18 protein-coding genes and 1 pseudogene are annotated in these 23167 nt (G+C 69.1%); 10 read left to right on the top strand and 9 right to left on the bottom strand.

Annotation, left to right across the window (positions count from 1 at the left end):
* Positions 1–23 precede the first annotated feature (23 nt).
* Complete coding sequence (locus Aco03nite_RS07200) at positions 24–857, bottom strand: quinone oxidoreductase family protein (protein ID WP_203793983.1); 834 nt, start codon at positions 855–857, stop codon at positions 24–26.
* Between the two features lie 34 nt (positions 858–891).
* Between Aco03nite_RS07200 and Aco03nite_RS07195 the strand changes: the two genes are divergently transcribed.
* Together Aco03nite_RS07195 and Aco03nite_RS07190 are read left to right on the top strand one after the other, a co-directional pair.
* Complete coding sequence (locus Aco03nite_RS07195; RefSeq protein ID WP_203793982.1) at positions 892–1677, top strand: type 1 glutamine amidotransferase; 786 nt, start codon at positions 892–894, stop codon at positions 1675–1677.
* Positions 1677–4631 carry a bifunctional [glutamine synthetase] adenylyltransferase/[glutamine synthetase]-adenylyl-L-tyrosine phosphorylase gene (locus Aco03nite_RS07190; protein ID WP_203793981.1) on the top strand — a complete coding sequence of 985 codons (2955 nt, stop codon included), beginning with the start codon at positions 1677–1679 and terminating at the stop codon, positions 4629–4631. The genes Aco03nite_RS07195 and Aco03nite_RS07190 overlap by 1 nt, the downstream gene beginning before the upstream one ends.
* Here the strand turns inward: Aco03nite_RS07190 and Aco03nite_RS07185 are convergent, their stop codons facing one another.
* Positions 4632–5318, bottom strand: a complete 687-nt coding sequence (locus Aco03nite_RS07185) for a hypothetical protein (RefSeq protein WP_203793980.1) — start codon at positions 5316–5318, stop codon at positions 4632–4634.
* 152 nt (positions 5319–5470) lie between these two features.
* On the bottom strand, positions 5471–5911 hold the full coding sequence (locus Aco03nite_RS07180; RefSeq protein WP_203793979.1) for a MarR family winged helix-turn-helix transcriptional regulator: 441 nt from the start codon (positions 5909–5911) through the stop codon (positions 5471–5473).
* 84 nt (positions 5912–5995) lie between these two features.
* Here Aco03nite_RS07180 and Aco03nite_RS07175 point away from each other — a divergent pair, with 84 nt between their 5' ends.
* Positions 5996–6199, top strand: a complete 204-nt coding sequence (locus Aco03nite_RS07175; protein WP_203793978.1) for a hypothetical protein — start codon at positions 5996–5998, stop codon at positions 6197–6199.
* Here Aco03nite_RS07175 and Aco03nite_RS07170 read toward each other — a convergent pair.
* Positions 6196–7725 carry a hypothetical protein gene (locus Aco03nite_RS07170; RefSeq protein WP_203793977.1) on the bottom strand — a complete coding sequence of 510 codons (1530 nt, stop codon included), beginning with the start codon at positions 7723–7725 and terminating at the stop codon, positions 6196–6198. The genes Aco03nite_RS07175 and Aco03nite_RS07170 overlap by 4 nt on opposite strands.
* Before the next feature lie 57 nt (positions 7726–7782).
* Here Aco03nite_RS07170 and mptB point away from each other — a divergent pair, with 57 nt between their 5' ends.
* From mptB to Aco03nite_RS07145, 5 genes are all read left to right on the top strand, one after another.
* Complete coding sequence (gene mptB, locus Aco03nite_RS07165; RefSeq protein ID WP_203793976.1) at positions 7783–9174, top strand: polyprenol phosphomannose-dependent alpha 1,6 mannosyltransferase MptB; 1392 nt, start codon at positions 7783–7785, stop codon at positions 9172–9174.
* Positions 9101–10252, top strand: coding sequence for a glycosyltransferase 87 family protein (locus tag Aco03nite_RS07160; RefSeq protein WP_203793975.1), 1152 nt, complete (start codon positions 9101–9103; stop codon positions 10250–10252). Before mptB ends, Aco03nite_RS07160 begins: the two co-directional genes overlap by 74 nt.
* A 9-nt stretch (positions 10253–10261) precedes the next feature.
* Positions 10262–12388, top strand: a complete 2127-nt coding sequence (locus Aco03nite_RS07155) for an esterase-like activity of phytase family protein (RefSeq protein WP_203793974.1) — start codon at positions 10262–10264, stop codon at positions 12386–12388.
* A gap of 241 nt (positions 12389–12629) precedes the next feature.
* A complete protein-coding gene (locus Aco03nite_RS07150; RefSeq protein ID WP_203793973.1) occupies positions 12630–13220 on the top strand; it encodes a Panacea domain-containing protein in 591 nt (196 codons plus the stop codon).
* 73 nt (positions 13221–13293) lie between these two features.
* The gene (locus Aco03nite_RS07145; RefSeq protein WP_203793972.1) at positions 13294–13794 is read left to right on the top strand and encodes a Fic/DOC family protein; all 501 of its coding nucleotides are present in this window, start codon (positions 13294–13296) and stop codon (positions 13792–13794) included.
* Between the two features lie 40 nt (positions 13795–13834).
* Here the strand turns inward: Aco03nite_RS07145 and Aco03nite_RS07140 are convergent, their stop codons facing one another.
* Together Aco03nite_RS07140 and Aco03nite_RS07135 are read right to left on the bottom strand one after the other, a co-directional pair.
* Entirely contained in the window at positions 13835–14230 is a 396-nt protein-coding gene (locus tag Aco03nite_RS07140; RefSeq protein WP_203793971.1) for a PH domain-containing protein, read from the bottom strand.
* A 38-nt stretch (positions 14231–14268) separates the two neighbouring features.
* Complete coding sequence (locus tag Aco03nite_RS07135; protein WP_203793970.1) at positions 14269–14889, bottom strand: ElyC/SanA/YdcF family protein; 621 nt, start codon at positions 14887–14889, stop codon at positions 14269–14271.
* A gap of 31 nt (positions 14890–14920) precedes the next feature.
* On the opposite strand from Aco03nite_RS07135, the gene Aco03nite_RS07130 reads away from it, so the two are divergent.
* A complete protein-coding gene (locus tag Aco03nite_RS07130; RefSeq protein WP_203793969.1) occupies positions 14921–17971 on the top strand; it encodes an ATP-binding protein in 3051 nt (1016 codons plus the stop codon).
* Here Aco03nite_RS07130 and Aco03nite_RS07125 read toward each other — a convergent pair.
* Positions 17897–18658, bottom strand: a complete 762-nt coding sequence (locus Aco03nite_RS07125; protein WP_203793968.1) for an ABC transporter permease — start codon at positions 18656–18658, stop codon at positions 17897–17899. The two genes, Aco03nite_RS07130 and Aco03nite_RS07125, sit on opposite strands and share 75 nt — an antisense overlap.
* 35 nt (positions 18659–18693) lie before the next feature.
* A pseudogene (locus Aco03nite_RS07120) lies at positions 18694–19392 on the bottom strand (ATP-binding cassette domain-containing protein); the annotation flags it as partial.
* 687 nt (positions 19393–20079) lie between these two features.
* Here Aco03nite_RS07120 and Aco03nite_RS07115 point away from each other — a divergent pair.
* Complete coding sequence (locus tag Aco03nite_RS07115; protein ID WP_203793967.1) at positions 20080–21108, top strand: hypothetical protein; 1029 nt, start codon at positions 20080–20082, stop codon at positions 21106–21108.
* Positions 21109–21445: 337 nt separating this feature from the next.
* Here Aco03nite_RS07115 and Aco03nite_RS07110 read toward each other — a convergent pair whose 3' ends face one another.
* A complete protein-coding gene (locus tag Aco03nite_RS07110) occupies positions 21446–22903 on the bottom strand; it encodes a P-loop ATPase, Sll1717 family (protein ID WP_203793966.1) in 1458 nt (485 codons plus the stop codon).
* Positions 22904–23167 lie beyond the last annotated feature (264 nt).

The following is a 23167-nucleotide window of genomic DNA, read 5'->3' as shown; positions in this document are numbered from 1 at the left end:
TCAAGAAGATCGCTTGACAACGGTCAGAACGGATGCCGTACGTCGATCAGCGGCTTGCCGGCCACCACCCGGTTCTCCAGATCGGTGTGTGCCCGGCCGACCGCTGACAGCGGGTAGACGGGACTCTCCGGGAAGGTCAGCACACCCCGTTCGACCAGGTGGAACAGCCGGGCCGCACTGGACCGGTAGAGCTCCTCGTCGGCCAGCACCTGCCTGAGGTCGAAGCCGAGCACCCCGGTCGAGGCCGTCACCAGCGGGGCGACCGGGACGGAGCCGAGGGGTTCGCCGTACGTCACGATCCGCCCGAAGGGTGCCAGCACCGCCCGCAGCTGCTCGAACAGCCGCCCGCCGATCCCGTCCAGGATCAGCGTCGGGGTGCCGTCCTGCACTGACGCGATCACCCGGGCCCCGGCCGACCGGGCCAGCTGGATCTCCAGGTGCCCGGCCCCGCCCGCGCCCGCGGTCGCCACCAGCACCACGTCACCGGGGTCGACCCGGCCCACCGTGTGCAGGCAGTGCCAGGCGGTCAGCCCCTGTTCCAGCACGGCCAGGGCCTGTTCGTCGCCGACCTCGTCCGGCACCTCGACCACGTGACCGGCCGGAGCGGCCACCACCTGGGCGTACCCGCCGCCGTCCGGGAGCAGGGCGGCGACCCGCCGGCCGTCGGAGCGCCGCCGCCCGACCACGTCGGTGCCGAGCACCGGCGGCGCGTGCGGGCCGCGCCGGTGTTCCAGGTCGCGGAGACTGACCCCGGCCAGCGTCACGTCGATGAGAATGGCGCCGCCCGAGGGTTCCGGCACCTCGTCCAGTGCGAAGACGTCCGGCCCGTCGGAAGCGGCGATCACGGCAGCGAGCATGCCTTCATCAAACCGCCTCCGATAGCCTCGACGGGTGGGCACCGCACTAGTCATCGAGAACGACCCGAGCGACGATCTCCGGCGACTCGGGGACTGGCTGACAGAAGCCGGTCTGGAACTCACCGTGCTCCGGCCACACGCCGGGGACCAGCTGCCGGAGACCCTGGAGGGTTTCCTGGCGCTGATCGTGCTGGGAGGTGATCAGAACGCGTACCCGGACGACTCCGGCACTCCCGGCGCGTCCTGGTTCCCGGCGCTGGAGGGGCTGCTGCGCAAGGCGGTCCGGCACCGGGTGCCGACCCTGGGCGTCTGTCTCGGCGGCCAGTTGCTGGCCCGGGCCAACGGCGGCCGGGTGGAGCGCAGCGAGGGGGGCCCGGAGATCGGCCCCGGCCTGGTCGCCAAACGGGACGTCGCCGACGAGGATCCGCTGTTCAAGTGGGTTCCGCTGCTGCCCGACGTGCTGCAGTGGCACCGCGACGAGATCACCGAGCTGCCGATGAACGCGGTGCTGCTCGCCGCGTCCAGCCGCTTCCCGAACCAGGCGTTCCGGATCGGCGACCGGGCCTGGGGCCTGCAGTTCCACATCGAGTGCGACGCCGCGATGATCGCCGACTGGGCGCGCGCCGACGAGGCGACCCTGATCGAGCTGGACTACGACCCGGAGAACGTGGTCGAGGCCACCACCGGCGCGCTCGCCGACGTCGAAGAGGTGTGGCAGCCGTTCGCCCAGCGTTTCGCCTCGCTGGCCCTCGGCACGCTGCCGGACGCCGACCTGCCCGATCCGAGCGGCCGTCCCACCCTGCCTCTGCTGGGGCAGTGATGACCCGGCCCACGCGTCTCGCCCGGTACGGGTTCGCCGACAACGGGGCCCGCGCCACCGACCTGCTCGGGCCCGGTGGGCTACGGCTCTGGGACGTCGAGGCGCAGGTCCCGGTCGACGAGGACGCGGCCGGGCTGCTGGACGCGCTCTCCAAGGCCGCCGAACCGAACCTGGCGCTGCGCCAGCTGCACCGGATCGTCGAGTCGGCCGGGCGGGGCGACGAGACGAAGGCCGCCGAGCTGCTCGCCGGGCTCGCCGGGGACCTCGGGCTGCGGCGGCGGTTCCTGGCCGTGCTGGGGGCGTCGTCGGCGCTCGGCGACCACCTGGTGGCCAACCCGGACGAGTGGCGGTCGCTGGCCACCGGGCGGACCGGGCTGCCGCCGGAGGCCGACGGCGGGCTGGCCGGCTTCGAGCAGCTCACCGTGCCGGCCTTGCGGAAGGCGTACCGGATATCGCTGTTGCGCATCGCCGCCGCCGACCTGACGGCGGGCCGCGGCCTGGAACCCACCATGGCGGCCCTGTCCCGGCTGGCCGACGAGACCCTGGCGGCGGCGTACGCGATAGCCGTCGACGGTCTCCCGGCCGGCACCCCGGAGCCCCGCCTCGCGGTGGTGGCGATGGGCAAGTGCGGCGGTTACGAGCTGAACTACGTCTCCGACGTGGACGTGATCTTCGTGGCCGCCGGTGACGAGGACCTGAGCGCGGGCACGACCGTGGCGGCCCGGCTGATGGAGATCTGCGGCATGGTGGCCTGGCCGGTGGACGCCGCGCTGCGTCCCGAGGGCAGCCGGGGCCCGCTGGTCCGCACCCTCGCCAGCCACCAGGCGTACTACCGGCGCTGGGCCCGGACCTGGGAGTTCCAGGCGCTGCTCAAGGCCCGGCCGGCCGCCGGTGACCTGGCCCTGGCGCAGGAGTGGATCGCCGACCTGGCGCCACTGGTCTGGCACGCGGCGGAACGGCCCGAGGCGGTCGCCGACGTCCGCGACATGCGCCGGCGGATCATCGACAACATCCCGAAGAAGGAACAGAACCGGGAGATCAAGCGCGGTTCCGGCGGGCTGCGTGACATCGAGTTCGCGGTGCAGCTGCTCCAGCTGGTGCACGGCCGGATCGACGAGTCGTTGCGGGATCCGGGGACCATCCCGGCGTTGCGCGCGCTGGTCGCCGGCGGCTACGTCGGACGTCAGGACGGCGAGACGCTGGTCCGGGGATACCGGTTCCTGCGCGGGGTCGAGCACCGCCTGCAACTGCAACAGCTCAAGCGCACCCACACCGTGCCGGACGACCCGGCCGGGCTGCGCTGGCTGGCGGCCGCCCTCGGTTACACCGCCGTGCCCGGCCGGGACGCCGTCGAGGCGTTCCGCTCGGACTGGGTCGGCCACGCCGCGAGTGTCCGGCGCCTGCACGTGAAACTGCTCTACCAGCCGCTGCTCGAAGCGGTGGCCCGGGTGCCCGCCGAGGAGCTGCGGATGGTCCCGGAGTCGGCGAAGCGGCGGCTGGAGATCCTCGGGTTCGCCGACGCGACGGGCGCGCTGCGGCACCTGGAGGCGCTGACCGGCGGGGTGACCCGGACCGCGGCGATCCAGCGGACCCTGCTGCCGATGCTGCTGCAGGACTTCGCCGACGCCCCGGAACCCGACCGGGGCCTGCTCAACTACCGGGCCGTCTCGGACAAGCTGGGCAGCACCCCGTGGTATTTGCGGCTGCTGCGCGACGGGGGTCCGGTGGCCCGCCGGCTGGCCCGGGTGCTGAGCCTCTCCCGGTACGCCACCGACCTGCTCACCCGCGACCCGGAGGCGCTGCGGCTGCTCGCCGACGACGGTGAGCTCCTGCCCCGCGCGCGGGAGAAACTGCTGGACGGGTTCGCCGCCGCCGGGGACCGGCACCCCGACCCGGTCAAGGCGATCGCCGCGGTCCGGGCGCTGCGCCGCCGGGAACTGTTCCGGATCGCCTGCGCCGACATCCTCAGCCAGGGCGGGGACCTGGCCCCGGACCGGCCGCTGGGTGTGGACGCGATCGGGGTCGCCCTGTCCGACGTCACCGACGCCACCCTGAACGCGGCGCTGCGGATCGCCCGGCGGGTCAAACCCGGCCCGGACGGTCTCCGGTTCGCGGTCATCGGGATGGGCCGGCTCGGCGGGTACGAGATGAGCTACCCCTCCGACGCCGACGTGCTGTTCGTCTACGAGAAACCGGAGGGCTGCCCGGACGGCGAGGCCAGCGCGGCCGCGCACGCCGTCGCCGAGGAGATGCGCCGGCTGCTCAACGCGCCCGCCCCCGACCCGGCCCTCGGTGTCGACGCCGACCTGCGCCCGGAGGGCCGGCAGGGCCCGCTGGTGCGCAGCCTGCCCGCCTACCGGCAGTACTACGACCGCTGGTCGAAGGTGTGGGAGGCGCAGGCGCTGCTGCGGGCCCGGTTCGTCTGCGGCGACGTCGAGCTGGGCCGGCGGTTCGAGACGCTGGCTGACGGCTCCCGCTACCCGGACGGCGGCCTCACCCGCGAGCAGGTGATCGAGATCCGGCGGATCAAGGCCCGGGTGGAGACCGAGCGGCTGCCCCGCGGCGCCGACCCGAACACGCACACCAAACTCGGCCGGGGCGGGCTCTCCGACGTGGAGTGGGCGGTCCAGCTCACCCAGCTGCGCAACGCGCACGCCGTCCCGGAGCTGCGCAAGACCCGGACCCTGGAGGCGCTCGCCGCGGCGGCCGCCGACGGGCTGATCAGCGAGTCGGACGCGGCCGAGATGACCGCCGGGTGGACCCTGGCCGCCCAGGTGCGCAACGCCCTCACCCTGGTCCGCGGCCGGCCCACCGACCAGCTGCCCCGGCACGGGGTCGAGCTGGCGGGCGCGGTGCTCCTGCTGGACGGCGGCGACCCGGGTGAGTTCGTGGACCGCTACCTTCGCCTGACCCGGCGGTCCCGGGCCGCGATGGAGCGGGTGCTGGAGTCCTGATCAGCACGGCTCCGTGACGGCGTCGGCCTGCCGGATCCGGAACCGCCCGGCGTCCGTGCTGAGGTGGTAGACCACCCGCCAGCGGGTGCACGTCTCGTTCAGCCGCCCGGGCGGGCCGTGCCCGGCCCGCTGGCTGCTGCGGAACGTCACCACGGCCCGGGTCCGCCCGTTGCGGGCCGGATCCAGGTCCCGCAGCACCACGTCGGAGTCCCGGGTGGTCGACGTGCCCCGGGCGAACGCGGCCATCTGCCCGGGTTTCTCCGGATCCAGTTCACCGTCCGGGTCCAGGACCCGCGCGACCGCACGGTAGTCCCGCTCGTTGATGGCGGTGAAGAACGTCTCGAACAGGGCCGCCGCCCGCTCGGCCCGGGGATCGGTGACCGCCGGGTCGACGGTCACCAACCGGACGTCGTCGTCCTCCAGGATCGGGATCTGCGCCGGGACGGTCGGGACCTGCTGCCGTACCGGGGCCGCCGCCGGTGAGTCGTCGCCGAGCAGCCGGGGGCCGCCGAAGACCGCGGCGGTGATCAGGGCGCCGACCAGGACGACGATCGGCAGGGCGGGCAGGATCCGGCTGTGGACCGGCTCCTCCGGGGGTGGGGCGGCGGCCCGTTCCGGGATCCACAGCGGCTCCGGGGGCTCCGGTTCCCAGAACCGGGCCCGCGGCGGCGCCTCCCACGGCAGCATCGATCGCCTCGGCCGTCCGCACGCCGCGCATCCGTCCGGCCCGGTGTTCCGCTCCCCGCAATTGACGCAGTTCCACATGTGGCCTCGTCCTCCCACCGTGCCCAACGACGGCTACGGATGGGTGCCGAGGAATTCACGCTCCCGTGTCTCTTTTACGAGCCGGCGGCCGTGATCACCCGGGTCAGGGCCGCGTGCACACCGCGGAGCTCCTCGATCGGCAGGCCGAGACGCTCGACCACGGCGGGCGGGATCTTCTCCGCCTCGGCCCGCAACTCGCGGCCCCGGTCGGTCAGTGTGATGGCGAGGCTGCGCTCGTCGGCGCGGTCCCGCTCACGATGCAGGTAGCCGATCGCCTCCAGCCGCTTCAACAGCGGGGAGAGGGTGCCGGGGTCGAGTTGGAGCAGCTCACTGAGCCGGCGCACGGAGAGCGGGGCGTGCTGCCAGAGGGCGAGCATCACCAGGTACTGCGGGTGGGTCAGGCCCATCGGCTCCAGCAGCGGGCGGTAGAGCGCGACCACGCTGCGGGCGGCGACCGACAGGGCGAAACAGACCTGCTGCTCCAGGGCCAGGGGGTCTTCCGGGATCTCGCTCACTTGCGGTTCTCCTCAGGTCACCGGGTACTCTACCAATAGTTGGGGTACCAATCATTGGCCCACTAACTATCCTGGGGAGACGCTGTGGAGAGGTTCAAGGCCTGGTACCACCGGACGTTCGACGACTGGGCCTTCCGGTCCTTCATCGGCCCGGCCCAGACCAACGGCGCCGTCCAGGGTTGCGACGAGGGCGCCCGCGAGCAGTGGAAACGCGACCTGGAGAACCGCAAGCGCATCACCCGCGAACAGCGCGAACGCAAACGCGCCGAGCGGGCGGCGCGCCGCTAGAACAGAGCGCTGCTCAGTGTGTACCGGCCCGGTGCCGGGAGGCGGAGGCGCGTCCAGTCGCCGTCGGCGCTGACCGTCGCGCCACCGGACGCGGTCAGCCAGCGGTGGTGGCGCACCCGCACGGCGATGTCGCCCGCCGCCGGCGCGTCCAGGACGATCGACGCGCCGTCCTGGCTGACCAGGGTCGCGGGGGCGGCGACGATCGGGCGGGGCGTGGCCACCGCGTAGAGGCGCCAGTGTTCGCCGGACCAGACCGGCGTCAGGTAGGGCAGGCCGGCCGCCACCAGGTCCGCCTCGGGACGGCCGGACCAGGAGATCTCCACGTCCGGTACGGCTACGAACTGCACCGCCTGCTCGTCCAGCCACGCCCGGTAGCTGTCCGCGGTCAGTTCCACCCCGGTGCCCGACGCGCCGGGGACCGTGGTGAAGAACAGCGGGTTCCGGTCGATGTCGGCCTGCCGCAGCCAGCCCCGGGCCAGCGGGATCCCACCGAGCGACGCCGCCTCCCAGTACGACCGGGTCGGCGGGATCTCCACCCGCCCGGTCAGTTCCTCAGCCGCCAGCCGGTCCAGCAGCGGCCGGAAGTACCCGGCATCGGCGGACGGGTTCCCGATGTCCCGCACGTCACCGGCCACCACCGGCGGCTGCCACCACACCATCACCGCCACCAGCGGGTACACCAGCCACCGCCGGGGCAGCCGGGCGCAGGCGGCCAGCAGCGGCAGCCCGAACATCACCGCGAGCCGGGTCGCGTTCAACCCGGCCGGCGTGTGGACCAGGGCGGCGGCCAGCACCCCGGCCGAGGAGAGCAGGGCACCGATCCGAATCGGTCGCGCCGGGATCAGCAGCGCGACGATCAGACCGGTCCCCACGGCCTGGACGGTGTCGGTGCGGCTGATGTTCATCCAGCCACCGTCGCCGAACAGCAGCGCGGTCAGCCCGAGCGGCACGGCGGCCGGCACCGCGACCAGCAGCCCCTGGCGGTACCGCCGGGACAGGATCAGCGCGGTCCCGGCCAGGCCCACGAAGAGCCCGGCGACGGGGCTGGTGGCGGCCGCGAGGAAGGCGGCGACGCCGGCGAGGGCCCGGCCGCGATCAACGGTCAGCAGGAGCAGGGCGGCAAGACCGAGACAGACCCCCATCCCGTACGTCACCCGGCCGCTGATCAGGTTCCCCGCGAACGCGACGGTCCCGAGGACGGCGCCCGGCACCGGCCGCACGGCGACGGTGCCCGCCCGGCGCAGCAGCATCGTCAGCAGCACCGGCCCGGCGATCAGGGTCAGCACGCCGGTGACCCGGACGCCGAGCAGGGACATCACCGGCTGGGAGACCAGGCTGTAGCCGAACTGCTGGACCCCGGCGTACCACCGCAGGTCGACCGGGGTGAGACCGTGCGCGGTGAAGAAGCCGGTGCGGGCCACCTGGGCGGCCAGGTCCGAGCCCATCGGCGGGAGCAGCAGGTAGATCACGCCGAGGACCGACGCCGCCAGCGCGGTGCCCCACTCCAGCCGGTGCCGCGCCCACATCCCGACGACCCTACCGGTACGTCAGCGGTTGCAGCCTGTCACGGTAGGGTCGTCGGCATGCCCCGTCCGAATGCCGTCCGATACACGGGGCTGGCAGGAAGTCTCTTCCTCGCCGGGGCGGCCTGGCTGGGCGGGGCCACCGATCCGTGGGAACCCACGGTGACGCCGCGCACGATCCTCGCCGGGCAGAACGGGGTGCTGCTGCCGCTCTGCTGGCTGTTCGGCACCGTGCTGCTGATCCTGGCCTGGTGGTGGGGCCGGCGCAATCCGCCGTCGGTGCGCTGGGTGTGGGTGACGGCCGGGCTGTGGGCTCTGCCGCTGCTGGTGTCGCTGCCGCTGGGCAGCTACGACATCCATTCGTACGCGTGTCAGGGCTGGCAACAGGCGGCCGGGCTGAACCCGTACGCAGGCGGCGTGGATCTTCTGGTTTGTCCCTGGATCGACGCGGTCGCGCCGACCTGGCGCTCCACCCCGGCCCCCTACGGCCCGGTCTTCCTGGTCCTGGCCGCGGCGGCGGCGAAACTGGGCGGCTCGCTGCTCGGGACCATCGTGCTGCTCCGCCTGATCGCGGTGCTCGGCGTGGTGACGATCGCGTGGTGCCTGCCGGTGCTGGCGAGCCGGACCGGGGTGTCGCCGGAGAGGGCGACCTGGCTGTTCCTGGCCTGCCCGCTGGTGCCGGTGCACCTGATCTCCGGCGCCCACAACGAGGCGGTGATGATCGCGCTGATCCTGGCCGGTCTGGTCGCCGCGACCAGTGAGCGGGCGCTGACCACCGGGATCCTGCTGGGGCTGGCGGTGGGCGTGAAAGTGACGGCGTTCGTGGTGCTGCCGTTCGCGCTGCTGCTGATCCCGGGCCGGATCAACCGGTTCGTCCGGTCGGCCGGGGGAGCGGTGCTGGCCCTGGCGGTCGTGTCGCTCGGGTCGGGGCTCGGCTTCGGCTGGCTCGCCGGGCTGAGCGGCAGCGGGGTGTCGGTGCAGTGGACCGCGCCGTCGACGGCGATCGGGATGACCCTGGAGATGCTGGGCGTGCCGGGCGCGGTTCCGGTGACCCGGCTGATCGGGATGGTCCTGCTGGCGGTGCTGCTGGTGCTGCTCTGGGTGCGTACGGTCCGCCGCGGCGACGTTCTCCGGCACGCTGCCCTGGCGCTGGCCGTGACGGTGATGCTGGCCCCGGTGTTCCATCCCTGGTATGTCCTGTGGCCGCTCGCGGTTCTGGCGGTGACCTCGATGGAGATGACCAGGTGGTTCCTGGTGCCGATCACCGTGGCCGCCGCCCTCTGCCTGCCGGACGGCTACAACCTGGCCCTCGCGACGAAGGCGCAGGGTGCGGTGCTGATGACCGTGCTCGCCGGGTACCTGACGTGGAAAGTGTTCTATGAAGCGAATCGCAACGGTCTTCGGTCTGTTTTCGGTGGCGGTAGCCCTGATCGTGATCAGCGGGCTGCGTAACGAGTTCTTCGACTCGAAGGTCTACCACGGGGCGGTCCAGTACTGGTTCCGGGACGGCGGCATGGTCTACGACTGGCTGCGCCCGGGCACCCCGTACGGCTTCACCTATCCACCGTTCGCCGGGCTGGTGATGGCCCCGATGGCGTGGCTGCCGCTGCCGCTGGTGGTGGCGCTCGCGACGATCGGCACGATGGTCACGGTCGCGTTGCTGGTGCACTGGATGGCCGGGCCGTACCTGCGGAGCAAGGGGTGGACCGGCTGGTTCCCGCTGGCTGGCGCGTTCTGTTTCGCGCTCGCCTTCGAGCCGGTCCGCGAGACGATCACTTTCGGTCAGGTCAACACGCTGCTGCTGGCGGTCGTCGCGTTCGACATGCTCTTCGGCGTCGGAAGGGACCGGAAGTGGGCGGGCATCGGCATCGGCCTGGCCACCGCGATCAAACTGACCCCCGGCGTCTTCATCCTCTACCTGGTGGTCACCCGGCGCTGGCGGGCCCTGTTCACCGCGATCGGGGCGGCGACCGCGGTCACCCTGCTGGCCGGGGCGATCTTCCCGGACCAGTCCCGGGTGTTCTGGACGTCGGCGCTGTGGGACACCAACCGGGTCGGCGTGCTGTCCTTCCTGTCCAACCAGTCGCTGCGCGGCATGCTGGCCCGGGGCCCGTTCGACACCGTCGAGTCCACGGTGTGGCTGGTGGTCGCGCTGGCCACCCTCGGCTTCTGGGCGTGGCGGGTGGCCCGCACCCCGGAGGACGTCGCCGGGGGACTGGCCCTGACCGGTGTGCTCGGCTGCCTGCTCAGCCCGGTCACCTGGGTTCACCACTGCGTCTGGCTGATGCCGGCGCTGATCCTCTGCCTCAAGCTGTACGACACCGACCGGCGCCGGTTCTGGCTGGGTGCGTCCGCGTACGTGCTGATGACCTCGCACGCCACCTGGCTGTGGGAGACCGGGCCGCGACCACCGCTGGCCGTCGTCGGGTCGAACATTTATGTCCTGTTCAGTCTGGCTCTGCTGGTCTGGACACCTCTGGGAACTTCGCGTTCGTCCGACGTCCATGAACGGGACAAGATCCTCGCGTAGGCAGAACGCATGTCTCTACGCCGTTCCACCTCGGTGGCCGTGACCGCCGTGGTCCTGGCCGCGACCGGGGCCGTGCCCACCGCGGCGGCCGCCCACGGTCGCACCCAGGAGTTCCGCCGGCTCGCCACCTTCCCGGCCTACCTGAACTCGTCGGTCGACGACACCGCGGCGGCCGAGATCTCCACGGTCACCGAGGACGGCCGCACGGTCGTCTACACCGACAGCCCCGGCAGGCGCCTCGGCTTCGTGGACATCACGAACCCGTCGGCGCCGAAGCCGGCCGGAACCCTGGCCGTCGGCGGGGAGCCGACCTCGGTCGCCCACCTCGGGCGGCTGCTGCTGGCCGGGGTCAACACCAGTGCCGGTTTCACCGCACCGTCCGGCAAGCTGGTCGTGATCGACTCTGTTTCCCGGAAGGTCGACCGCGAGATCGATCTCGGCGGGCAGCCGGACTCGGTCGCCGTCGCGCCGAGTGGCCGCTACATCGCGGTCGCGATCGAGAACGAGCGGGACGAGGACGTCAACGACGGCGCCATCCCGCAGGCTCCGGCGGGCTACCTCGCCGTGATCGACGTTCGCACCTGGGCGGTGACGAAGGTCGACTTGTCCGCAATCTCCACTGTGGCGCCGACCGACCCCGAGCCGGAATACGTCAGCATCAACTCCCGCGACGAGGCGGTCGTCTCGCTGCAGGAGAACAACCACCTCGCCATCGTGAATCTCCGTGACAAAAAGGTCCAAAAGCACTTCACTGCCGGCAGCGTGACGGTGAAGAACGTCGACACCCTCGACGACGACAAGATCGAGCTGACCGGGCGGATCACCGCCAAGCGCGAACCCGACGGCGTCGCCTGGATCACCGACGACCTGTTCGCCACCGCCAACGAGGGTGACTACGAGGGCGGCTCCCGCGGCTGGTCGATCTTCGACAAGCGGACCGGCAAGGTCGTCTGGGACGCCGGCAACACTCTCGAGCACATCGCCGTGGCGCACGGCCAGTACCCGGACAAGCGCTCCGACGCCAAGGGCATCGAGGTCGAGAACGTCACGTTCGCCGTCCTCAACCGGATCCCGTACGTCTTCGTGAACTCCGAGCGCGGCAACTTCACCGCCGTCTACGACATGACGAACCCGCGCAAACCCCGCTTCACCCAGCTGCTGCCGACCACCAACGCGCCCGAGGGTGTCGTCGCCGTCCCGTCCCGCAACCTGGTGGTCGTCGCCAGCGAGGAGGAGGACGCGTCGATCGGCATCCGCGGCAGCATCCAGCTGTTCGGGTTCGGCACCCCGCGCCTGCAGCACCCGGTCTCCACCGGCAGGATCCCGTGGGGCGCGCTCTCCGCCCTCTCCGCGGTCCCCGGCAAACGCGACAGGCTCGCCGCCGTCACCGACTCGGTCTACTCGCCGACCCGCATCCTCGGCCTGACCACCGGCGGCGTCATCGACACCCGGATCACCGTCACCAAGGACGGCAAGCCGGTCGGCTACGACGCCGAGGGGTTGGTGGTGCGCAAGGCAGGCGGCTACTGGCTGGCCGTCGAGGGCACCGGTGCGGGCAAGGACCCCGACTTGCTGGTACGCCTGAACAAGCGCGCCGAGGTCGTGGAGGAGATCGCCCTGCCCGCCGACGTGGCCGCCGCGATCACCAGCAACGGGCTCGAAGGCGTCGCCGAATCCGGTGACAACGTCTGGGTGGCCGTGCAGCGGGCCATCAAGGGCGACCCGGCGAACACCGCCCGGATCGGCCGCTACCACACCGTCACGAAGACCTGGTCGTGGCTGCTCTACCCGCTGGACACCGCCCCCACCGGCTGGACCGGCCTGTCCGAGCTGGTAGCGGTGGACGCCGACACCTTCGCGGTGATCGAACGCGACAACCAGCGGGGCCCGTCGGCCGCCATCAAGAAGATCTACACCTTCGACGTCCCGAAACAGTGGACCGGAACCCCGACCGTACGCAAGAAGCTGGCCAAGGACCTTCTACCCCTCCTGAAGAGCGACAACGGCTGGGTACAGGACAAGGTGGAGGGCTTGACAGTGGCCGGCAACGGCCGCACCTACGCGGTAACCGACAACGACGGCCTAGACGACGCCACCGGCGAAACCGTCTTCCTGGACCTGGGCCGCCTCCTCTGACACCCGTGGCCCGGTCTGACCGCAGACCTGGCGCCGATCAACCTGCGAGACGGCGGTCATGTTCGGCTCCGGCCCGGCATGGCCGCCGTCTGGCGTACCGACATCCCTCCTTCTCGAACGCATGTTCGATGACATGGATTCGGCGGTAGGATCAGGAGGCACGGAGGCACACCATTCGTGCTGCTCTCGGCGGCCACGGCCGGCCGACGGGTTCCGGCCGGGTCAGCGAGGGGGTGCGGGTGTGGCTACTGTTCATGATGTCGCTTCAGAGGTCGTCGAGCAGCTCGGTGACATGACCGCCATGAAGCTCGAGAAACTCGTCTACTACTGCCAAGGCTGGCATCTGGCGCGGCACAACCGGGCGCTCTTCGGTGAGACCATCGAGGCCTGGCGACAGGGGCCCGTCGTCCCCGAGCTCTACGAACATCACCGGCGTCAGTACACGATCTCCCAGTGGCCCTGGGGGAACGGCACCGAACTGACCGCCACCGAACTGGCGACGGTGCGGTGGGTGACGAATGAATACGGGAGCTTCTCCGCGGTCGAGCTGTCCCGGATGACCCATCATGAGCTCCCGTGGAAAGCCGCTCGCGGTCCGCTTCCGGACTCTGCCAACTCCTCCGCTCCGGTGAGCACCGAGATCATGCGGTCCTATTACTCTCGCCAGATCGCCGACACCGAGACCGCCGTGGCGCTCGCGACCGCTAACGCGGCCTTGGAAGGCGTGGAGTTCGACGAGGAATGGCAGGATCGCCTGCGCGACGTGGCCTCCGGGACCATCAGCGCCGACGAGTTGATCGCCGCGGAGATCGCCCGGATCAGCGGTGACTGATCCGTATCTCACGCCTGGCACCGACTGCTTGGCCAACAGACTCGGCATCACCGACTCGGCGAGACTCTCCGAGGTGGAGTTCCGGATCGTCTCCGTTCGTGACGTGCAGGCCGCGAGGACATCGATACCAGGTGGGTACGGTCTCACCCACCTCCAGGCCTTTCACCGCTTCCTCTTCCAGGACCTCTACCTCTGGGCGGGAAAGACCCGGACCGTCGACATCAGCAAACCCGGCGCCCGTTTCTGTCACTGGCGTTTCATTGACGACCAGGTCGGGGCCGTGCTGTCGGAGCTGGAAGAAGAGGAGTATCTGATCGGCCTCAAGCACGACATCTTCGTGAACAGGCTGGCCCACTACTACGGCGAACTGAATGTGCTCCATCCCTTTCGTGAAGGCAACGGGCGCACGCTCCGCGCGTTCCTTCGTCAGGTCGGTGCGGCCGCGGGCTTTCAACTGGACTGGTCGGAGTTGAGCAAGACGGAGAACATCGAGGCCTGCCGGGTTCACCTGAACACCGCGGACATCACGATGCTGGTCACGGTCCTGAGGCCGATCGTCTCGCGCCTCGGCTGATCGGGCGGGGCACCCGTCCCTCTGGTCAGGGCAAGAGCGGTCACCTGCCCGGACGGCCTCGGTGGGCTTTGATGTAGCGGGCCAACCGCCGCAGGTTCGCCTCGTGGTGGGGGTCGTGGGACGGCCACTGGGGGTTTCGGCGGAACGCCCGTAGAGCGGTGTGGTGTTCGCGGCCTGACGTGTCCTGCCAGGTGATGCCGGGCAGCATGCCCCGGTCCAGGCGGATGATGGCGGCGCACGGGATCGTCCGGTTGCGGAACCAGCCCCGGACGGTCACCCGGCCGCCTTCGCAGTCGGCTCGCAGACGGTAACCGCGGAGGCCGAGTGTCGCGGCGGCCGCCACCAGGACGGACCCCGACCAGTCCGGCAGCGGGGTCTCCCCGGCGAGGACCGCGAGCGCCGGAAATCCCGGCAGCAGCCCGGCGACCGCGTTCATCAGCCGTGCGCCCAGCGGTGGCCGTAACCGGGATCCCGTCACAGGAAGCGGCTCAGTTTCCACATCAGTTCGGAGCGGCGGGTGGCGGCGGCGATCGCGCGATCCGGCGACGGCGGCAACCCTACTGTGGTCAGCCAGCTCATCACCGAGATGATCGGCTTCTCGTGGAGGGGATCACCGGGCACCACCACCCCCAGGTACGACCGGCGCAACGTGCGCGGAGCGATCACCGACAGGATGCGCCGCAGATGGCCCCGGTGCGAGACGATCGCGATCGGGCGGCTGTCGCCGAAGCAGGTGTCCGAGCGGAGCAGGTTGGTGACCGTGTCGACGGAGTCGCGTTCGGCCCGGACCAGCCCGGGGTCGGCCCCGGCGCCGACCATCCACGACCGCATCAGATCAGCTTCCGGAACGCCCTGGTAGGAACGCCCGTCGATGACCCGCGGTGTGCCGGTGTGGTCGGACGGGGACTTGTAGCCGGAACACACGACCACGCCACGGCCGAGGGACCGGTGCAGGGCGAGACCGGTCCGGCAGCGGTCGGTTCCCCCGAGAGTGAGGGCGGTGGCGTCGGCGAGGCGGCCGTACCCGGGGATCAGGACGTGCGCCACCGAGGCCAGCGTCAGCCCCGGGGTTCCGGGCAGCACCTCGAACTCCACATGATCAGTCTGACAGCGCAGAATCGAACACGTGGAGATCGGGGTGCTCGGGCCGGTGCTGGTCCGGGGGAAGCCGGTGGTGGGGGCGCGACTGCGTACCCTGGTGATTCTGCTCGCCCTGGACGCCGGCCGTGAGGTGTCCGCGGACCGGCTGGTCGACGGCATCTGGGGTGAGCGACGGGCCGCGAATTCGTTGCAGGCGCTGATCTCCCGGCTGCGCCGCACCGGCCTGACGGTGGAGGCCACCCGGACCGGTTATCGCCTGGTCGTCGCGCCGGAGCAGGTCGACGCGCACCGGTTCGCCGAGCATCCGGAGGAGCATCTGCACCTGTGGCGGGGCGAGCTGGACTTCCCGGCGGCCGCCGAGCCGGAGGCGGTCCTGCTGCGGGAGAAGAGGCTCAGGGCCCAGCGGGCGACCCTGGCCGGCAACGTTCCCGAGCTGGAAGCCCTGGTGACGGCGCACCCGCTGGACGAGCCGCTGGCCGCTCTGCTGATCCGGGCGCTCGACGACGACGGCAACCGGGCCCGCGCCCTGGAGGTCTTCGACACGGTCCGGCGGCGGCTGCGGGGTCAGCTCGGTGTCGACCCGTCGCCCGAGTTGTCCGGCCTGCACCGGGAGTTGCTGGCCGATAGGAGGGGCAATCTGCCGGTCGAGGTGAGCAGTTTCATCGGCGACCCGGGTGCCCTCGACGACCTGCTCAGAGCCCACCGGCTGGTCACGCTGACCGGTCCGGGTGGCAGCGGCAAGACGAGGCTGTCGGTCGAGGCCGGCGCCCGGCTGCCGGGTGAGGTGTGGCTCGTCGAGCTGGCTTCGGTACGGGATCCGGCCGAGCTCGCGCCCACGATCCTGACGATCCTGGGGCTGCGGGTGCACGGCAGGCCGCTGGACCGGTTGCGGGAGGCGCTCACCGGCCGGGAGATGCTGCTGATCCTGGACAACTGCGAGCACGTGATCGAGGCGGCGGCCGAGTTGGCCGGTGTGCTGTTGCGGGCGGCGCCGGGCCTGCGGATGCTGGCGACCAGCCGGGAACCGCTCGGCATCACCGGTGAGCGGCTGTTCCCGGTCGAGCCGCTGGCGCTGCCCGACGCGGGCGCCGATCCGGAAAGCGCGGCGCGGGCTCCGGCGGTCCGGTTGCTGCTGGAGCGGGCGTCCGGGTTCGAGCTGACCGAGCACAACACCCCTGCTGTCGTACGGGTGTGCCGGGCGCTCGACGGCATTCCGCTCGCGATCGAACTGGCCGCGGCCCGGTTGCGCACGTTGCCGCCCGCGGTGCTGGCGGATCGTCTGGCCGACCGTTTCCGGCTGCTGACCGGGGGCAGCCGGACCGCGCTGCCCCGGCACCGCACGCTGCGGGCGGTGGTGGACTGGAGCTGGGATCTGCTGTCCGATGCGGAGCGACGGTCGTGGCGGCGGTTCGCGGCGCTGCCGGGTGGCGCCGACGTGACCACCGCCGAGCAGGTGTGTGCCGCCGACCCGGACCTGCTGGGCGCGCTCGTCGACAAGTCGCTGCTGAACCTCGGCGCGGACGGCCGGTACCGGATGCTGGAGACGATCCGCGAGTACGGCCTGGAGCGTCTGGCCGAGGCCGGCGAGGTGGCGTCGATGCGCCGGTCCCTGCTGGATCATCTGACCGCGCTGGCCGTCGAGGCGGAACCGCATCTGCGCCGCGCCGAGCAGCTGGAGTGGCTGGACCGGCTGTCGAGGGAGCAGGACAACCTGCACGCGTCGGCGCAGGACGCGATCACCGCCGGGGACCGGGCCGGCGCGGTGCTGCTGGTGGCGCATCTGGGCTGGTACTTCTGGCTGACCGGCCGCCGCACCGAGGGCACCGCGCTGTGTGTCGCGGCGATCGGTCTGGACGGGCCGGCGGACCGGGCCGCTCTGGCGATGGTGCACGCGTTCGCGGCTCTCAACGGTGTCGAGGGACTGTTGCCGTTCGACGAGGTGAAGCGATATTTCCTGGAGGCGCGGCGACTGGCCGAGGGGCGGGAGCACCGGCATCCGGCGCTGCGCCTGCTCGACCCGCTGGCGACGATCTCCACCCAGCCCATGGCCGCCGGGTACGGAGGAGCCGAAGCCCTGTTCGACGACCAGGATCCGTGGCTGCGGGCGGTGTCCCGGATGCTGATCGGCCAGTTGCGGGTGAACCTGGGCGAGGCGCCGGAGGCCGCCGAGGCGGATCTGCGCGCCGGGCTGGACGGGTTCCGCCTGATCGGCGAACGCTGGGGCATCGGTTTCACGCTCAGTTCGCTTGCCGACATGGCCGCCGCCCGCGGCGATTTCGGGCCGGCGCTGGTCTGGCAGCGGGAGGCTCTCACGCTGCTGGAGGAGGTGGGGATCCGGGAGGATCTGCCGCAGCTGGCGGTGAAGATGGCCCATCAGATGTGGCTGGACGGTTCGCACGAGGAGGCGCACCGGATGCTGAAACGGGCCCGGGAGATGGCGCGCGAGGTGGGGCTGCCGGAGGTGATGGCGTCGGTGCACCACTGTCACGCGGTGATCGCCCTGGCCGAGGGCCGGCTGGACGAGGCCCGGGAGCACAACGTGCGGGCGGTGCACCTGATCGAGCATTCGACGTTCGCGCCGCAGTTCCGGTCGATGGCGCACAGCACCGCCGCGCTGATCGAGGGCGCCGCCGGTGATCTGGTGTCGGCCCGGCGGGAGCACCGGACGGCGATCCGGATCGCGATGGATTCCCAGGACTCGCCGGTGATCGCGCAGGTGCTGGCCGGGATCGGGGATCTGGCGCTGCGGGAGGGCGATCCGGAGCGGGCGGCGTTCCTGCTGGGTGCGGCCGATGCGGTGCGCGGTTCCCGGGACCGGACGGTGGAGCAGGCCGAGGTGACCCGGGCCGGAGCCCACGCCGCTCTGGGCGACGCGGGCTTCGACGAGGCGTACCGGAAAGGGGGTGGGATCTCCGTTGTTGATGTGATCGAGGTGGCGGGGCTGGAGCCGTTGTCAAGCGATCTTCTTGACAGCGGCTTGGGACTTGGATCTTTAAAAGAATCAAACTCTGCGGCGGAACGCCCACACCGAGAGCGGACCGAAAACGATCAGGAAGCCGGCGGCCCAGATCAGTGACTGGGTGAGCGGCCCGGCCAGTGGCCCGCCGGTGAGCAGGCCACGGACCGCGTCGGCGACGATGCTCGTCGGGTTGACCTTCGCGAACGCCTGCAACCAGCCCGGCATGGTGTCGACGGGCACAAACGCGCCGCTGGCGAAGGTGATCGGGAAGAGCAGCACAAATCCGAAGATCTGCACCTTCTCCGGTTCGCTGACCAGCATCGCGACCAGCACCGACATCCAGGAGACGGCGAACGCGAACCCGAGCAGCAGCACGAACGTCACGAGCACCTCGACCGGCCCGGTTCCGATCCGGAAGCCGAGGATCATGCCGATCACCAGGAGCAGCGCGATCGCCCAGGCCTGCTTGATCACGTCGGCGACGATCCGCCCGGCCAGTGGCGAGAACCGGGCGATCGGCAACGACCGGAGCCGGTCGAAGACACCTTTGCTGATGTCGGTGTTCAGCCCGACGCCGGTGTTGAGGGTGGCGAAGAGCATGTTCTGCACGATGATGCCGGGCAGCGCGTACGTCAGGTACTGCCCCGGACTGTCCGCGATCGCCCCACCGAACACATAGGTGAACAGCAGCAGGAACATGATGGGCTGCACACTGAAGTCGAACAGCTCGAACGGGTTGTGCTTGATCTGCACCAGCGTCCGCCAGGCCAGCGTCGCGGTGTTCCGCAGAGCCATCGTGCTCATGACTGGACTCCCGTCAGGCTGAGGAAGACCTCGTCGAGGTTCTGCGATCCGGTCCGTGACTTGAGGTCCGCCGGGGTGCCGGTGGCGACGACCCGGCCGTGGTCGATCACCACGATCTCGTGCGCGAGCTGGTCGGCCTCGTCCAGGTACTGGGTGGTGAGCAGCACCGTGGTGCCGTCCGCGACCATCGTGCGGATGATGTCCCAGACCTCGTTGCGGCTGCGCGGATCCAGGCCGGTGGTGGGTTCGTCGAGGTAGAGCACGTGCGGCCGGCCGACGAGACTGGCAGCCAGGTCGAGCCGCCGGCGCATGCCCCCGGAGTACTTCCCGGCGGCCCGGTTGGCGGCGTCGGTCAGATCGAACTGCTCCAGCAGTTGCCCGGCGCGGGCCCGGGCATCCCGCCGGGACAGCCCGAGCAGCCGCCCGATCATCAGCAGATTCTCGGTGCCGTTGAGGGTTTCGTCGACGGACGCGTACTGCCCGGTCAGCCCGATGAGCTTACGAACCTCATGAGCGTCCCGGACAACATCGTGCCCGCCGACGGTGGCGTGCCCGGCATCGGGCCGGACCAGGGTGGCCAGAATCCGGACGGCGGTGGTCTTCCCGGCCCCGTTCGGCCCGAGCAGCCCGAGCACGGTCCCCGTCCGCACAGCCAGGTCGACACCGCCCAGAGCAGTGGTGTCGCCGTAGCGTTTCACCAGCCCTTCGGCGCGGATCGCAAAGGTGGTATCCATGCCGGACAACCTGCCGAACCCCACTGACACAACGCTGACACGCCCCCAGAACCCACGTCAGCCAAACCCCCGCCGACACAAAAACGGCGGCCACGTCGGCCGAAAGCCGAACATGACCGCCGTCCCGTGAGCGCGACCGGGCTCTACATCAGACGTTGTAGTACATCTCGAACCAATCATGGGTCTGCAGTGACCTGCCGAGACGCGTCCGAGACGGCCTGCGAGCAGCGTAGAGACGTGCCATCGACTGTCGTCGTTTTCCGGTGGTTTCTGGGCTGGATTGGGCCCTGGCTGGGCCTGGTGATCTTCGTAGCCGACCGGGTCACCAATAGATCGAACCGGTGGGTCCAACTATCTGGAGTGGCATCCCGTCGCGCAGGCACCGCCCAGCCGGGCCGCGTCTGCCCGGTCCAGGTGGAGCGCCCCGCCGGACGAACGACCTGGACCGGGCAGACGCGGTCTGGTCGCCTCCGGTGCGTGAGGGGTTGTCACTCGCAGCGGCCATCCCAGAGCAGCCCGGGTCCAGGGCGGGAAGCCCTGGCCGCCGGAGGCCACGTACGGGTCGTAGGGCCCAAGGCCCTGCCCGCCGGAGGCGAATTTGGGGTCTGCGGAAGCCAGGGTCGGGAATGCCTTCCATGTGTACAAAATGATTCGAGATCCGCACTTGACCTGTGCCACCATCTCGCGATGGACGATCAATTGGACAGGCTCGGTGTACAGCTCTTTGAAGCACGGAGACTGGCCCACGCCGGAGGGGTGCCTCGGGCAAGGCTCGCACTACTACTTGTGGATAACGCTGCCGAGACCTTGCTTCGTATGAGCGCGCAGTCGTACCTCGCTCAGGCGGATCTCTACGGCGATGTGGTGCGCACCTTGCAGATCACTCCTGTAGTTAGCGATGAGGGGCAAGCGTTGCTTCAGGAGTACTCGCACCTTGTTGTCTCGAAGACCCGACGGAGAAAGATCGACAGAGATTTCGGCGCGCTGACCGACTACGTCTTCGAGCAGGAAGACTGGCCGCTAGGGTCAGAGTGGGCCACCTGCATCAAGGTCCTCCATCGGTATCGCAACGACGCGTATCACAACGACAAGGTGAAGACCGACGTTCTGGACTCTGCCGTAGCTATCTACTTCTACTTAGTCGCGCACCTGCTGAAGCACCGGAAAGCAGTCGTCTGGCTGATAGCTGCGCCCTCACCTGGGGTCCTGGAGTTACTGGGCGTATCGGAGCTGGACCGTGGACCTGATCCGATTCAGTCCGGCTCATCGAGTCACTACGGCCGGTTGATGGCAGATCGCCTCCTGCGCGACTTCGTACCGGACCACGCTGGTATCGCGGCTGCTCTGGCCCGCCACATGCAAGGACGTCTCGGTGGCATCGAGCGGGATCTCAAGGAAATAGCCGACTTTCACGACTTCCCGCTGAGGCATCCTGAGTTTGCGATCCGCCTAACGCAGTGCACCGACGACGAATGGCACTCGGCGGGGCCACCTAGCGACTTTTGGACGCGAGAGCAGGACGTAACCCCCAGTGTCTTCGAAGAGTGGAGGGCGGCGGCTGCTGATTTGGCGAAGATTGCCGATGCGCTCGAAGCGCTCCGGACCTTCGCTATGCAGGAGGAGGCCTTGGCTTCCTTCGAGGAGCGTGCGGCTGCGTTGTCGCTGAAGGTTGACCATCAGATTCAGCAGGACATCGACTTTGCGCGGGGAAAGTAGCCTCTCGCGACCTGCCTCTTCGGTCCCGGTCTGTCCCTCGGTGGGGATAGCCGGGGCCTCGGCGCGTTCACTGGTACTGCGCTCAGACAGCCAGCGCGCGCCGGGAGCGAAGCGGCAAGGCGCGAGCGGCCGGCGGAATGACTGCGCGTGGCCCGAAGGGCCGCCTTGAAGATGTATAGAAAGTTCTCACCGTCGTCCCGGAGATCCAGGAAATGGCGGTGCTCAAGTGGATGCCGTAGCGCGGTGCGTTCGAACTTTCTGTACACGTTCAAGGGCGCCAGCGAGCCACGGTCTTACGATGGTGGGTCGAGGGTGACGAGACGGCACGGGGCCGGTACTACGGCGACCCCAACCGACTCGCTCGCGGCTCCGTTAACGAAAGACCATGGAAAAGCGCCGGATGAATCCATGCCGTGCTATCACCTTCGAGTGAAACCGTATCACCTTCGCAGCGATAGCGGATTCTTTGGCGTCGAACTTTTCGAGGAGATGCGCCGAGAACGCTAATCTCCATGAGCCAATCAACCAGGTCTCGGATGGACATTCCCCATTGATTGAGTCGAGCTATATCGGCGCGTTCACCGAGACGTTGCTCCAGCTCTACTCTCGTATCGAACTTGTTCGGTCCTTGCCTTAGCGACTCAATCGCTACGTCGATCCAAGGCGCGCCGCGCCTATACTCTTGGCGGAGATCATCGACTTTATCGCGACTGTACCGAGTTTCCGCCTTCTCAACGATGCGGCTGGTTATATTCGTGGCGTCTGGGTTCTCGGAACGAACGGCGTTCAAGAATTGCAGTAAGTCGCGAGGGCGCATGAAGGTCCGACTAACCAAATAATTGAACGATCCCTTAGGGATGCGGCCCTTATGGATATCCGTACTCGTCTCGAAGATCGAGTTTAAGGTAATGGAGTCAAGTCGCGACTCAAGCATGTGCTTAAGTTCATCGTTTCCCCATCGAATCTCATGAACCGTATCTCTCACTTTATCTTTATCGTCGAAATCCAAAGAATCATAGATATCAGTTCGGAGAAATGCGACGGCTCTTACGCCTTGAATGGGGTCATTTCTCCATCCGAAGTCGTCATTTACGCGCTTTACTGCTTTGATGAGTCCAACGAGAAGTTGCTTCTTTTCCTGCGAGCCATCCCAAGACTCGTCAAGTTGATCCAACATGCACATCCATGCAGTTTCCTGCAGCGGTGCAATTAGGTGCTGCGCGATAGTATCAACCAGGCCGGGAACGAGTTCCCGCGGGGATCCTGCCCTGTCTTTCCACTGCGTTTCTAGTCCAGTGCCGAAGGCTCCAACCTTCAGGGAACTAATTTGGCCGATCAATTTACTCGACTTGGAAAGGTCGGGGCGAACCTCGCCAAAGTTGTCAGTAATAAACTTATGAAGGACGCGGATGTCGTCAACGGCCTTCTTGGTCCATTGTTCCATCGGGGCAGCCGCTGCCGCGATCGATAGTTGAAGCAGTAAGGCAAGTTGCCAGGAGACGGTGGCGGCGTGTTCAGAAGAAAGGCCGAGGTCTTTAAAGTCCTTAAAGGCACCCCATGCGTGATCATCCATGTTCAGTCGAATCAGGTTTACTTCGCTTAGGCCAAATTCACGCAACAGCTCTTCACCTTGCCGGAAAAGTGCCGTCTTACCCGATCCTTTTCGGCCCAACACGAGCCCAATGCGCTCATTTACGATTGTTTCTGCATCCGGAGTAACGACGAAGTAGTTGAACAGTTCCTCGTCGCTCTCGGCCGCTAGTGAACCGATGCGTAGGTGCTTGAGTTGGACCATAGTGACATCATAGTTACTCCTTGCCGCTGGTTACATGCCCAGACGCGAACTGCAGAAGAGCGCATGTGCCAGTTCAGGGGTGCCGGCCACGCCCCAGTCGACTGGATCGAGGTCGGCATGGACTCCACGGATCGGCGGACTGAAGACGGTCGGCCAGATGGGGTCATGGCGCTGTCAAGGCAGCAGTCCGACCAGCCTTGGTGACAATTGCGGGTGATCGCAGCGGACATCCACGGACAGCGGTGCACAAAGGCGTGCAGTTCA

The sequence above is a fragment of the Actinoplanes couchii genome, from assembly GCF_016862075.1.
Classification (GTDB): Bacteria; Actinomycetota; Actinomycetes; order Mycobacteriales; family Micromonosporaceae; genus Actinoplanes; species Actinoplanes couchii.
Note: the sequence above shows the minus strand (reverse complement) of the source record. Positions and strands in the feature narration are given on the sequence as shown.

Coding starts and splice junctions, on each gene's coding strand:
- Aco03nite_RS07200 (WP_203793983.1), bottom strand. CDS start 857: ATGCTCGCTGCCGTGATCGCCGCTTCCGACGGGCCGGACGTCTTCGCA.
- Aco03nite_RS07190 (WP_203793981.1), top strand. CDS start 1,677: ATGACCCGGCCCACGCGTCTCGCCCGGTACGGGTTCGCCGACAACGGG.
- Aco03nite_RS07185 (WP_203793980.1), bottom strand. CDS start 5,318: ATGCTGCCGTGGGAGGCGCCGCCGCGGGCCCGGTTCTGGGAACCGGAG.
- Aco03nite_RS07170 (WP_203793977.1), bottom strand. CDS start 7,725: ATGTGGGCGCGGCACCGGCTGGAGTGGGGCACCGCGCTGGCGGCGTCG.
- mptB (WP_203793976.1), top strand. CDS start 7,783: ATGCCCCGTCCGAATGCCGTCCGATACACGGGGCTGGCAGGAAGTCTC.
- Aco03nite_RS07160 (WP_203793975.1), top strand. CDS start 9,101: ATGAAGCGAATCGCAACGGTCTTCGGTCTGTTTTCGGTGGCGGTAGCC.
- Aco03nite_RS07155 (WP_203793974.1), top strand. CDS start 10,262: ATGTCTCTACGCCGTTCCACCTCGGTGGCCGTGACCGCCGTGGTCCTG.
- Aco03nite_RS07140 (WP_203793971.1), bottom strand. CDS start 14,230: ATGAACGCGGTCGCCGGGCTGCTGCCGGGATTTCCGGCGCTCGCGGTC.
- Aco03nite_RS07125 (WP_203793968.1), bottom strand. CDS start 18,658: ATGAGCACGATGGCTCTGCGGAACACCGCGACGCTGGCCTGGCGGACG.
- Aco03nite_RS07115 (WP_203793967.1), top strand. CDS start 20,080: ATGGACGATCAATTGGACAGGCTCGGTGTACAGCTCTTTGAAGCACGG.
- Aco03nite_RS07110 (WP_203793966.1), bottom strand. CDS start 22,903: ATGGTCCAACTCAAGCACCTACGCATCGGTTCACTAGCGGCCGAGAGC.